Genomic DNA, 12,891 nt, shown 5'->3' with positions numbered 1-12,891 from the left:
GCCATTCGCTAATCGTTGCGGTACTGCTGGATGTGGCAATGGAACGCGCCCGACCCGTTCCCGTGCACGTCGTCGTTGATCTCGAGGAACAGAGTACCCGCGTTGGGCGTCTCGTCGAGACGCATGTCGTCACCGATGAAGAAGGGGCCGGTATCGAGCCGGCCGAACAGACAGAAAGGGTGACTACCCTTCAGAGGGAACTTCGGGTCGTTGTCGATCCAGTTCCACCCGCGCGGCCCGTTGAGCCCGGTGAACCAGACGCCGGCCCAGATGGTCCCCCACGCATGGAAGATCAGGGTGTCGCCCTTCCGCACCTGGATGTGGGTGTCGATCGGCCCGTCCCCTTCAGCGACCTGCACCTGACGAGACTGCTCCAAATGCCACGGCATCAGCAGGCACCTTCCTGCAACGTCGAATGTTCTCGGCGCTCGCACTGCGCGCGGACTGACGAAGGACGAAAAGCACGAGTGGGGCGTCCTCCAACGAGCACGGCGACTGCATCCACAAACAGCGGATCTCGCCCGTTGCACCCTCACTTCCTCCGCGCTCTCAATGACAGCAGAGGATCAAATCGTGCAGAAGATTTCTGCTCGAATTTAACCCGAAGAGCCGCACTCGAACGCGCCTCGGTCACCAAGAGCGTCGAGCGGCGTGCCGTGTGTGACCTACCGTCACCGAAAGTGCTCGGCATGCCGCTGTCGGCTACTTCACCGCGGATCACTCGCGACGGCGGCCGATCACACCGTTGTTCGTTGACCTGGGATCAAGGCGACGGATCGACGACGAGCGTGCGCCCCCCCCCGCCGAGATCCGGGAGCTCGAGGACGGCCGGGGCGTCCGGGTCGGCCCCCCGTCGGGCAGCGCCGGGACGGTGCGAGCGGCGGGCCGGAGATGGGCTGGGAAGGCTGCCGGCACTGTCCGCACCAACGTCATGTCGGTCATCCGGGATGGCTGGCGGCCTCCGGTGACCGCTTCCTCCCGGTCGCCCGACGACGGGCGGCGCAGTCGAAGAGCCACTCGGGTGGAAGGTCGGTGAGGAGAGCGACCACCTGCGCGTTCTCCCAACGCCAGGAACCGGGCGTGACGTAGTGCGAGAGATCATCGCCCTGGCTGATCAGGAAGTCGAGTCGCGGAGCGACGGTCTCGCGCTTCTTGACGCCCGCGAGCCGATCGCACGTCTCCACGAACCGTTCCTTCTCCGTCGAGCCGCGATCGGCCGGCCACCCCCGCCAGTCCACGGGCAGGGCGTTGACCGCCTCTGCCGCATCGATGCGGAGCCGTGCTTGCACGGCCCTCCTGTGCTTGCCCGCGAGCCCGACCACGGCGCTTGCCACGACGACGACGCCACCCACCACGGCCCACCGCACGTCGTCGGCCGGTCCGGGCCAGACCGACAGCACGACGGCGTCGGCGGCAGCGAAAGCCCACAGTCCGGCCGACGCGACGTAGACGAGCGCGACCGGTCCACGGTGGTTCACCGTCCACAGCCCGCCCACGTAGCTCAACCACGGGCGAGGCCGGTGGGCGAATGCTCCATCGGCCAGACCGAGGCGTCGTTCGATCATCGCCGCTCGGCCGACAAGAGCGTCGTAGAGCTGGTCGTTCCTCGCGTTGTACGTCATCAGACCGAGCGTGACGACGAAGCCGCAGAGCGCAAAGGCGAAAGCGTAGCCCGACTGTCGCTGCGTCGTGATGAGTCCGACCGCGGCCACCGACGCGACCGGCAGGAACGCCAACAACCTGAACCGGATGTCGGTGAGGGCACGGAAGTTGCTCGCGACCTCGCCGTACTCCTTCCGGAGATTCTCGACCTCGACATCGGACATCTCTCCCCCTCGAGGCTCGTCGTGTGCTGGCGGCCCACCATCAAGTCACCTCGTCCAGCGTCCCAGAATCCGGAGACGCATTGCCAGACCCGTTCCCGTCGAGACACCCTGATGCACTTGGTGACCACCGGGAGGGCCGGAAGGGCTGGTGCACTCGTTGCGCAGGAAACGGAACGGGAGGCGCAACCCCGAGGGGCGGCTGTGTCCGCGTCGACGACCACGTGACCGAGACGTTGACGATTGTCGGCCGCCCTTCGGGATCGAGCGCGCCTCGCTGTCCACTGCACGAGGGCCCAGGCGCGATGATGACGCCGTGCGACGAGGACCCCGCGGCCTGCCAGAGCGAGGTCCGGGTCTCGTCGCCGGTGGCGCGCGATTCCTCGCGACCGGCCTGGTCGTGCTGCCGTTGAGCCTCGGACTGCACCTGCTGCTCGTGCGCGCGGGTGTCGACGTACACCTCTCGCGGGCACCCCCACAGCCTCCACTCAACCCGGTGCGCTTCACCTTCATCGACCCCCGCCGCGGCGGCTCTCGCGGGCTATCGGTGGGTGCCGATACCGTCAAGCCTTGACCGCCGCAGCCCGTCCCAACCCGGGACCACACCCTCTTGCCCGCGGTGCTCCTCCCGCGGTGGTAAAAGCGTGGTTGCTTCCCCACCTACGCCGAGTGGTTCGTCGTCGAGTACGAGGCGGCGCTGGACGGCGCCCGTGCCTCGTTGGAACTCGCTGGGGTTGTAGAGGTCGTCGAACGCTGGCGCCAGATCGCGATGCTGCAGACGGACACCGCTGCCTACCGACGCACCATGCGCCTCTAGCGGAACTCGCAACCGGCAACCCCTCCCCCGAAGACGAGCCGCTCGAGGTCACGAGCACGGTGGCCTGCCTCTAGCAGGTGTACGTCGTCGAGCCGGTCGGCGAGGACGTCGCAGCCTCGATCGAGGCGCCAAGAAGCTGATCTTGGACTCGATCGGGTCGAACACATGATCGAGACCGACGAGCACCCTCATTGACCAGCTCGAACCCCACGACGTATCACCTCGCGTACCGGCGCCGCCTGCAGGTGAGGGCCTCCCGTACTGCGTGGGCGGCAAAGTCGCTCTACTGGGCGGGTGGTGCCCGCGGCTGACCGAAGCCGACCTTAGGCGGCGTCGTCGGCGCCAACGGACATGATGAAAGTCGAGGGCCGGGCGGTCGCCCCATCCCACTTAGCTACTGCGGCCCGACGTAGTGACGTTCGGAGATCTGATATATTAGCTGGTTTTTCTGCGGATCCGTTAACGGTAGTATCTGAATCTCAGCAATCTTTCTCTGCAGGTTGTCGTGATCATCCGGCGGCGGAGCGGCGGCACCCGCCGACATCACGAACGGGAGCTGCATTGGCTGCTCCTTCTTTATCGCCACTACAGTCGTGCCTGCCGCCGTGAAAGCGGCCCCGGCCGCAGCCTGCGACTCGCTATCGCTAACAATTCCTAGCGCAGCCGCCCCGATGCCCCCAGCCGTCATTATCGTCGCAGCGATATTGCGCACTACAGCCCACGACTGCTCAGTCGGCAGAACTGGCGCCGTTAAGAGGTAGTCTACAACCTCTTGATGCACAGGTTCGAGCGTCGCAAAGTATGTCGTCGAAGTTCCACCTATCGCCTCGACAACCCCGCCTAGATCTGTTAGGACCTCGCCCCTATCAGGTTGAACTACCTCGTGTACGAGGAATGACATTAGCTCACGTAGTTGATGATTAGGCAAGTCCGTGGTTCTTGCACCTACAGCGATAGAAGGATCTTGACCCGCCTCTCTCGGCCCAGCCGTTTCCTTCAGCAATGCGACTAGGCCGTCTTTACCCTGGCCAGCTTTGCTCTGAGCGGGTATCATTGTGAGTGAGGCTACCAATCGTGCTTCTGCAAAGTGCAGCTGCACACTGTAGCAGCGATCATCCACATTCATGCTGCCTCCTCGTTCGCTCTTCGCATAATTATTGAGCAGCATGCACCCATCCACAAGACTCGGCCAGATGGTCGGCCAAGTGCGACATCGGGTCCCGGGAGCTCAGTGATCTTGGCGTAGGAACCTTCCTCATCGGCGGCCTGGGGCCCGCCTCAGCGCAGCGATACGACCCCAGCTCCCGGGACGGTCACGCCCTCACCGGCACTCCCTTCATGGAAGAGACCGCTAGTGAGCTAGATGGGATGCGGACGCCACCCCTCAAGTGCATCAACACAAACTCGGTGGCGCAAAGCCTTCCGAACGCGGAGTTAGCGACCACGATGAGCTGTAGCACTAGCGTCAATGGTGGCTGAGCCAACGACGTACGTCGCCCGCGATCCCCCTCATCCCGTCTTTCGAAGCGACGTTCGGCAACGCGGACCTGCGCTCGAGTGACGTCCGTCCCCGGCCCCGGTTGGTCTCCCGTTGAGTGGTTGCGCCATCGGGTGCCGATCCGCCGTAGCTATCGATTCCATCGCCATCAGACACTCTTGTCGGCACGGTCTTTACCAGCGTGTCTTGGGCCCATCGTTCGTTGAACCCCGCAAGGAAGGCGGTGATCGTGTAGAAGGCGAGCACATTGCCGCCCACGTCTGGCTGAGCCGCGGTCAGCGGTTGGACCGGGAGCAGCCCAGCCGCGAACACGAGATAGAGCGCAACCCCGAATACGGCACCCACAATTGGCCTGAATGAGCCGGCGGCCAGAGCCATCTTCTTGCTGCGTTCCTTGACCGATATCGTTGTCCGGTCACTACTCATCCGCGCGAGCACACTAACCACGGAGCCGAGGGCCCCCGCAACTAGACAGCACTGCAGCACCAATGAACCAGGAGACTCGATCACGAGGCTGTTGGCGGGAAGCCATCGTGTAAGCACGACCAAAGCTACGGTGGCCAGCAGGCCTGGCAGAAGCCCCACCAGATAGCGAGCAACAAGCTCCTGGTCGGCCGCATCCCTCGCGTACTTCTCGATCTGTTCCGCCTCACGTTCGGCCTCGCATGCCGCGTCCTCCACCTTGCGGCGGCTATCTCTCCTTTGCAGATCCTGCTGGCAGTGGTCAGCAATACGCAGAAGGTAGACCAAGACAGTGAACATCTCCTGAGCGACGACCAGCTGCGACAGACGACCGAGACGAGGCATCGCTCGCCTCTCGACTGAGCGGCATCGACGAATGGCTTTATCAAAAGACGGCGGCAGCCTGCCGGCTTCGTACTCAAGGCGGTTGCGTGGTCCCCGGCCAAGGCGGCGATCATAGATATCGAGCAGTATCACTGCGGCGTCAGTATCCTTAGCGATATACGAGTCCAAGATGTGACCGCGCTGGTCCTTCGCGTAGGCCTTCCTGACATTGGCGAACTGCGAGCGGGTGCGAGGTGGCTTGTAGGCGGCTATGACATCAATCAGCGCCGCAGGCGCATCATCTTGGCCAAGCCGAGCACAGGCCCACCGCCAGAGCCTACGTCGGCCCGCTCCGCTTGACGACGAGTAGTCGTCTCCGTGACCATCTGATGGCAGTTGAGCAGCGTCCTGGACGAGACCCTTAGTAAGAAGACCACGGACAGGCTGGTTCACTGCGACACCTTCCCTCCACCACCAGAGGGCGTAACCCCTGGACCAATGGCCTCACGCCTGCAATCGTCGTCTCCAGGCGAGGCGACCGGTGCCGCCAACCGAGGGACGGCAGACGCCGCTGCGTGCTCGGTCGACCACAAGAGGCCGGCCGCCGCCGGGGATTCAGCCAACGCCACACGAGAAAATTCTCGTGTCGACGCCAGCGCGGTTGAGGCGCGCGGGTCGCGATCGAGATGGGTCTGAGCTGACGGCGAGGACTCAGCGTCCGAGGAACCGCACCGGGAGCGTTCCTACGACCCCGACCCGACGCTGCTCCACTGACGACGTCGTCCGCGCCCTTTAAAACCAACACGTCCGCCCAGCTGCACCCCGCGGCGACCGAACCGCTGACGGCGAACCCAGTCGGTGTGCGCGGGTCGACCGGACCGCGGTCGGGTGGGGCGCAGCGCACTGTCCTGACAACGACTCGATCCATAGATCACGAATCGTGATGGTCACACGTTACTCTCGGGCGTCGACAAGTAACGCAACGAGTATCACCACAATGAACGTAGCTGCGCCTATCAATACTTGCACAACGGTTGACAGGTCGAGTGGTAACAAATCGGACCAGCGCGTGTGTCACGAGCTGCCTCATGGCTTAGGAGATGATCCGTCTCGGCGGTCGGGCGTCTCGAACGCCCACTGAGGCAATCACTTTGCTGATCGAGCGAAATTCGGGTTGACCGTCCCCCGGTTCCGCGGACGGGTGCGGTTGGGGGTCAGGCCGCTGCGGTAGTGGTGGGTTGGAGGTTCTCGTAGTCGACCGGGCTGCGGTAGCCCAGCGCGGAGTGCCGGCGTCGGGGGTTGTACCAGGCTTCGATCCATCCGAAGATCGCGTTCGCGAGCTGCTGGCGAGTGGCCCAGCTCTGTCGGTCGAGCAGTTCGACCTGCAGGCTGGAGAAGAAGCTCTCGGCCAGGGCGTTATCGAAGCAATCCCCGATGCTGCCCATCGAGCCCAGCAGCCCGGCGGTGCGCAGGCGTTGCCCGAAGGCCCACGAGGTGTACTGGCTGCCGTGATCGGCGTGCACCACGGTGCTCTGGCCTGCGGGTTTGCGTCGCCAGCAGGCCATGTCCAGGGCGTCGACGACGATCTCGGCGCGCAGGTGATCAGCGATCGACCAGCCCACGACGCGTCGCGAGTACACGTCGAGGACGACCGCGCAATACAGCCAGCCTGGCATCGACGTCGTCCTGGGAGGCCCAGCGACGCAAGCACGACTCGGAGATGCCTAGCTCGGCGGCAAGCTGGGCGACGGGCTTCTCGCGCTCGCGAAACAGGTCCACAGCACGGCGCCGGAACTCCGGCGGGTACGCAGGAGGCACGAGGACATCCTTCCCGGCGACCACCGTCGCCTCAGGGTAGGTGTCCGCGGAACCGGGGGAAGGTCACCGCTTCCTCTCCCCCGTTGGTGAGTTCTGCAACCGGTACCGCGGCCCGCGACCGGCGACGGGAGTGCTCGAGCCGCCGTTCGCGTCCGACCTCACGGGCCTGCCCCCGTCGCCCGGCGAGCCGTCCGAGTTGCTCGGGCCCGAGAACGTCGACCGGTGATGTCGGCCCCCTGCTCTAGCGTCGGCGGGATGGATGACGCGCCGCTCACCGTCTACTCGCAGGCCACGGACGCTCTCGACCTCACCCTCCGGCTGATGCCGGACGAGATCGACCCGCACGTGCTCGAGGTCCGCGCGCGGGCGATCGCGACACCCGTCGGCGCGCCCAGCACGAAGCCAGAGCAGCATCGGCGGCGGTGCCGTCGAAGCGTTTCGCGAGACCCTGGCCGCCGCATCGCTCGTCAGTCGGCACGTCGTTGCGCAGGAACGTTCACCAGCAAAGCTACGCGCCAACCCATCAACAGAATTGCAGGCTGGGCATCTGACTCGACCCGCGGCCCGCTTTTCAGGTGGTCGCCACTATGGGATCTCTGCGACGACGCCTGCTGCGCTAAGAAGGTCGGTGATACGGAAGTCGTCGTTGGTGCCGTATGTTGGGGTCCAGTCGGGATCTTGGCGCAGATAGGAGTGGTTGTCGCCTTCCATGAGCCCGACGAGGACTTCGGTGACGATTCGTCCACCGACTGCGCCAAGGTGTTCTCCGTTAGTTTGAACATCGGCCTCTCGTAGAATGTAGAACCATAGCGGTGTTCGGTGGTGCAGCCCGTACTCCTGCATGTCCTGGAGGTCCGCGGTGGCCAGGCGCGTCAGCCCCATGGCCGAGGCGACGCGTTGGCCGGACGGGACGCCCATAGTGAGACCGCGTAGCAGGTTGCGAGTCGCAAGCGAAGTCGGTGTTCCCTGTGGCTGACCCAGGAGATCGAAGAGCACCGTAGACAGTTTTGTATCGATCTTTTTGTTCCTTCGGCTTCGGCCGTCTCCAAAATCGAAGAACGTTTGCCAATCAATGAAACGGCGTGCCGCTCGAACTCCGCCGCGAAGGTCATCGGGGTCTGCCGGGTCCGGATGAGGCCCTGGCTTGAAAATCAACGGGAAAAACTGCTTGGCAGGGTCTGTAGCGTCGGTCCCGAAGTTGGCGCGGTAGCTCGGCCTGACTTGGGAGTGGCCAAAGCGGTAAGCGGCCACGGCAAACTCAACAGGAATGTACGGGCTATTACGCCACCGATAGTATCTGCGGCCATTGTTCAGTACATCCTCGACGACTGCTGTCCCGACGGTCGCGGGGAGGAACTCGTGAAGAACTATCCATTGATAGTGCCATCGCACGATACGCTGGGCCTCAGCGAAAACGTCATCGGCATCGGCGCCAGCTCCGAGGTCGGCCCGCACGTCGGCCACTACCTTGTTGTGAAAACGCAACATCGCGAGGTGCAGTTGCGAGACGATCAGGTTCTCGTCGTTGCGTGGGTCGCCGATCAGACTGACGCACTGCCAGTTGCGAGGATGGTCGTAGCGGCTGGAGCCATCTATGGACCTGGCAGCCGATGCAGGGATCTCCTCGATGAGCATTGTAGTGCGCCCCTCGTCGACCAACTGGTCGTAGAGATGAGGCGCGTTGCCGGGCCCGCTCCCGTAGACACTGTCCAGGTCCAGCACGGGGATCCGGAAGTTGCGGATCGACTCCGGGTCCTGCCGTCGCGCAAGGCTGGAGGTTGGATCGAACGTCATGTCGTGGTCGAGAAACTGCCCAAGAAAGGTAAAGCCCGCCGCGAGCCTCGGGTTGTCGGGATTGTTGACGCTCTCTTCCGCCTCTGTGACTAAGCGGACCGGATCGCTAAGGTCGTCGCGAGGGTCCATCGGCCCCTCTGGTGCGCCAATCTCCATAAGGGCGTCCCGTACGGTTGCGGTATCGGATGCGAACGGTGGCAACGCGGGGAAGAGACGTCCGAACTTGCCTTCGTCATAGAACGTCGACCTCGGTGCGTTAAGGCCGCCTTTGAGTGCGCCATGACCCATGTCTTCCCCCGATCGACAGTAACCGTTGTGGCGGAAGGCCGTTCTAGCATATAGCTGGCGTACAAGCTCCTAATCTTCAAAGGCGGCCACCCGTATGGCCGAAGCTTGGATTCCGAGAAAGCGATCAACTTGACGGTCGGCGTCGCTTCGATTACCTTGCGTAGACTTGTTCAAGACGCGAACTTGCAGGTTCTTCGTTCGCGCGCGTGGTAGACGACTCCTTCGATCACCTGCCGGTGATCACGAAATGGACGGCCCTTGCCGTACTGCGCCGGCAGCAACGGCTCAACCTGAGCCCACATCTCTTCGGAGAGCACCGGTCCACGACCCACCCGATGATCGTGGACCGGCCGCGCTCACCTAGTTGAGAGACACGCCCTAGGTCTGTACAGACCTGCCGTCAGCTGGTGGGTCACCCATCCAGCGGTGTCCGTTCTGCGCCTGCGAGGCTAGTTTCGCTCGACGCGTACCTACGCTGGAGGCGACAGTGCGCGCACAGGATATCGAAGGCTACCGCCGTAAGGCGGGCTTCGTGCGCTTTCTCTGCATGCACGACGAATATTGCAGGGTAAGGTACGGAGGCCTCTAAAAGGGCATGCGGTCATTGCCCCTTCGAGATGCATCCAAGATGTTTACGTCAACACACCAAACGGCGCTTCTCACCCGAGCGGCCTTGCCTCCGGATGGCTGCGAGGTCTGCTGATCTTGGGCGGCCGCGCCGTGCGGCCAGCTCGCACCTGCGCAGCACCCAGCGTGGCGAGTTGTAGCAGGCGACATACAAGCCGGGTATTGGGCGCACGCCTGGAATCGAGTCGGTGCGCAGCAACCGATCGCGGTCCAGCTACCGACTCGCCTCGACGTAGACTTATCACAGATGGTGAGGTCTTTTCACGTCCCGGTGGCCGCTGACGTGGCGGCTGAGCGCCTCGCTGATGGCGCGCTTCACACCGTTGCCACGGTCGACAAACAGTGATGCGCTGGCCGCTCTTGAGGAGGGCGAGATGACGGAACCCGAGCCAGAGTTCGGCGCGGAGGTCGACGAGGCGGTCGCGGCCTCGTGTCGACATGCTCGGCCGAGCGAGTGAATATCGTGGCGATCTGCGCACGGTCTCACGACACTGGCTTAAGCAGCGCGAGATATCAGTAGGGGGGGCTCATGGCCACACGGCGCACACCGACAGAGATCGCTCCGACGATGGCCCCACAAGGCTGCCCCCACCTAGGTCTCGGTTCCCACTGACTACCAAAGAATTGACACCTTTAGTCGAGCAGGAGTACAGCGGCGTGAGGGGCGACATTCAAGTAGCGCTCGCGAACCAGGTGGCCATCCTCAGCTTCGGCACGGCCACAGTCGGCCTCCTTGTTGCAGCCGCCGCAACGCTATGGAGCACTAGCGACTTCCTAGCGGCGTCACTCCTGATACTGATCGTCCCGGTGGTTTGCTTTCTCTCTCTTGCCGTCTATCTCGGTGAGCAAGTTCGGCAAATGCGGGCGGGGCTCTTTCTCGATAGGTTGGAATGCCGCGTGAATCAAGACGCAGGCGTAATGCTGACCTGGGAACACTGGGACATTCGGAGCGGTATGCGAGATGTCGATCGGCACAACCGCTGGGCAATCCTCGCCGTCTTCGGCTTGCTGGCTCTAGGCTTCACAGTTGCTGGCTACGTTCGACTCCTTAGCAGTCCGTGGGCAAACCCGACACTTCTGATGAGCGCTCTAGCGGTCAACGTAGTACTCGGCCTCGCCGCGATCCTTTGGAGCGCGCATTTGTGCCGTGAAGGCGCCGCGTACCGAAGGGCTTACCACCTATTCGACAACGAGTCGCCCACTGCCCCGCGAGAAACCTAGATTGAACCTGCTGCTCAACTGAGCTGCAGGCTGGGGGACCTGTTGGCCGACGCGCTGCGGCCGCAATCTCCTGAGTCTCAACGAGGCGGATATCGCTCCGGGGACTGCGGCGAGGGTGCCAGCCCTCGCACCGACCGGGCCTACGCCGACATAGAAGCCGGTTATCGGGCCCGCTTCGAACACACCGGCGCATCGCGTGTCGGCGAGCGTGGGTCAGGACCGCGATGTGGATGCATCGGCGATCTCGGCGACGACTGCGCGAGTGACGGGCGCCCCGTTCGGCGCACCGCGCATGACGGGGCCGGCGATGGCCTCGAGCTCGAGGGTGACGCCGGCCAGCGCGTCCTTGAGCATCGAGGACTGCATCCCAGTCGGCAAGCTGAGCAGCCGTTCCCGGACCGACGCCGGGTCGATCGCGGCCTGCTGCGCCGCCGCGGCCGCAACGGACTCCTCGACCAGAGCCTCCAGCAGGTCGGGCCGGGCGTCGCGCGCGGGACCCAGCGCGGCGCGCGCTCGCGTCGTCAGCAATGCGAGAGGGGCAAGAAAGGACAGCTTGCGCCACAGCAGGACGGCATCATCGGGTGCGGACGAGTCGACGTCGAGCCCGGCGCTACGCAGAAGCACCCCTGGATCGACGGCCATCCCCAGGTGCTGCGACGACATCGCGTAGTCGGCGAACGGCGACACGTGCTCGATCACGCCCGGCTCGATCCGGGTCGCCTCCACTGCGACCGTCATCGGGACGACCGGGGCTTGTGGGAGAGATGCGCGCAGGAGCGGAACGTGATCGACACCGTTGAGCAACGGAACGACGACAGCACCGTGCAGCAGCGGCGCCGGAACCCTTGTCAGAGCGGCCAGCAGGTCCGGCGCCTTGACCGCGACGAAGAGGACATCGACAGGCGAGGTGAGCCAAGGGCGCGTTGGAACCCGAACACGAAGCTCGCCGTAGCGCGCGCTGCGCAGGGCCAACCCCTCGACGTTGATTGCTGTGCTGGTGCGTTCAGAGGCCAGCAATTCGACGTCATGGCCGGCCTGTGCCAGCAGCACGCCGAGCATGCCGCCAACCGCACCGGCTCCTAGGATCGCGATACGGTCAGCCACGTCCGCTCCTCCGCCGTCGTGGCCCCATCTTCCCGCACCGAATGTTGCCCTGAGGCTCCCCGGCAGGTTGGGGCGCTCGTTGTCTGGCTGGTCCCGGCTCGGGCTGCGCCCAACGGTAGACAGGGCTGCCGGGGCTGACCATCGCGAGCCGCGCAGCTGGGTACAGGCTGATCACCGGACCTGCTCCTCAAGTGAGCCCCGTGGGACTCGAACCCACAACCAATGGATTAGAGAGCGCGGCTCCCCGGCAACTGCGGTTGTCGTCGCTGCTCACGCCGACCTACGCGACGGCGATGCTGCTCGTGCTGTCCACAGCCGCGTCTGACTCGCACCAGATTCGCAGTCATCGAGTTGATCATGTGGCCGCGGCAGGGCACGACCCCATCGGACGGCCTGCAAGCCGGAGCGTCTTCAGGGGCCGGAGCGACCAGGGGCGTCACGGCTCGTCCTGGTCTCGACCTGCCTTTCGACCTTCTGCCGTCTCGGTCCCTCCGGGCCCGTTGAAGGCTCCCGTGCCCCCAGCGTGCCCGGGCACTCGATCTCAGGACGAGCCGCGAGCAACCGCCCAGAGGCGGAGCCGGCGGCCGTCGCGACGGAGGGCGAGCCAAGTGCGGAAGAGCACGATGGCGGGAAGGGTGGTGCAGCGAGACCTCCACAGTCTATCGATCATGCGTCCGCCGACAGGAGCACTCTGGTGGGAAGCCTGCCCCGGCCGTGCAATCGACCGCCGCCGGGTACCGCCACGTTGCCCTTAAGCCGCGCGTTCGTGCCGGGGGGTGTCGGAGACTTGCAAACTATGTCAGCAGCACGTTCCCCCGTGTTCCCGGGCGGTCGCCGGCCGGTGGCTGATCGTGGTCCTCATTCTTGGCCATGACCCTTGACAGCTCTATGATCGAGTCACCGCCCTCGCGACCCGGCAAGCTGCCGGCCCGAGTCACCGAGTAGGCCGGGTCGGCAACCTGCTGGGGCCGCGGGAGCAAGTCTAGTTGCTAGTGCGTTGACCATGAACGTTCACCGAGTTCAGGCGGCTCGGGGACGCCCCCAGCGTTGTTGGCGTTCGCTGCGGACGCGGGCGCGTTCGCGGCGTTGGGCGGCAAGGACGTCGGGGTGGCGAG

At 64.4% G+C, this 12,891-nt stretch carries 9 protein-coding genes and 1 pseudogene; 1 reads left to right on the top strand and 9 read right to left on the bottom strand.

What is annotated here, in order from left to right; translation table 11 throughout:
• Positions 1-8 precede the first annotated feature (8 nt).
• Both ACFPK1_RS27480 and ACFPK1_RS27475 read right to left on the bottom strand, forming a co-directional pair.
• A complete protein-coding gene (locus ACFPK1_RS27480; RefSeq protein WP_378024140.1) occupies positions 9-389 on the bottom strand; it encodes a hypothetical protein in 381 nt (126 codons plus the stop codon).
• Between the two features lie 549 nt (positions 390-938).
• Positions 939-1,826 carry a hypothetical protein gene (locus ACFPK1_RS27475; RefSeq protein ID WP_378024139.1) on the bottom strand — a complete coding sequence of 296 codons (888 nt, stop codon included), beginning with the start codon at positions 1,824-1,826 and terminating at the stop codon, positions 939-941.
• A 667-nt stretch (positions 1,827-2,493) separates the two neighbouring features.
• Between ACFPK1_RS27475 and ACFPK1_RS27470 the strand changes: the two are divergent.
• Positions 2,494-2,640 (top strand): annotated as a pseudogene (locus tag ACFPK1_RS27470) (DUF6247 family protein); the annotation flags it as partial.
• Between the two features lie 394 nt (positions 2,641-3,034).
• Here the strand turns inward: ACFPK1_RS27470 and ACFPK1_RS27465 are convergent.
• The 7 genes from ACFPK1_RS27465 to ACFPK1_RS27435 form a co-directional block, all read right to left on the bottom strand.
• Positions 3,035-3,766, bottom strand: coding sequence for a hypothetical protein (locus tag ACFPK1_RS27465; RefSeq protein WP_378024138.1), 732 nt, complete (start codon positions 3,764-3,766; stop codon positions 3,035-3,037).
• A 339-nt stretch (positions 3,767-4,105) separates the two neighbouring features.
• The gene (locus tag ACFPK1_RS27460; protein WP_378024137.1) at positions 4,106-5,077 is read right to left on the bottom strand and encodes a hypothetical protein; all 972 of its coding nucleotides are present in this window, start codon (positions 5,075-5,077) and stop codon (positions 4,106-4,108) included.
• A gap of 1,061 nt (positions 5,078-6,138) precedes the next feature.
• Positions 6,139-6,600 (bottom strand): IS3 family transposase, encoded by a 462-nt coding sequence (locus ACFPK1_RS27455; protein ID WP_378024136.1) that lies wholly within the window; start codon positions 6,598-6,600, stop codon positions 6,139-6,141.
• Positions 6,527-6,742, bottom strand: coding sequence for a transposase (locus ACFPK1_RS27450; RefSeq protein WP_378024232.1), 216 nt, complete (start codon positions 6,740-6,742; stop codon positions 6,527-6,529). Before ACFPK1_RS27450 ends, ACFPK1_RS27455 begins: the two co-directional genes overlap by 74 nt.
• Positions 6,743-7,327: 585 nt before the next feature.
• On the bottom strand, positions 7,328-8,824 hold the full coding sequence (locus tag ACFPK1_RS27445; protein ID WP_378024135.1) for a peroxidase family protein: 1,497 nt from the start codon (positions 8,822-8,824) through the stop codon (positions 7,328-7,330).
• 170 nt (positions 8,825-8,994) lie between these two features.
• A complete protein-coding gene (locus ACFPK1_RS27440; RefSeq protein ID WP_378024231.1) occupies positions 8,995-9,126 on the bottom strand; it encodes a transposase in 132 nt (43 codons plus the stop codon).
• Positions 9,127-10,885: 1,759 nt separating this feature from the next.
• A complete protein-coding gene (locus ACFPK1_RS27435) occupies positions 10,886-11,776 on the bottom strand; it encodes a ketopantoate reductase family protein (protein ID WP_378024134.1) in 891 nt (296 codons plus the stop codon).
• Positions 11,777-12,891 lie beyond the last annotated feature (1,115 nt).

The organism is Actinomycetospora rhizophila, from assembly GCF_042657905.1.
In the GTDB taxonomy this organism is placed as follows: domain Bacteria; phylum Actinomycetota; class Actinomycetes; order Mycobacteriales; family Pseudonocardiaceae; genus Actinomycetospora; species Actinomycetospora rhizophila.
This window is presented reverse-complemented; position numbering and strand designations above follow the sequence as displayed.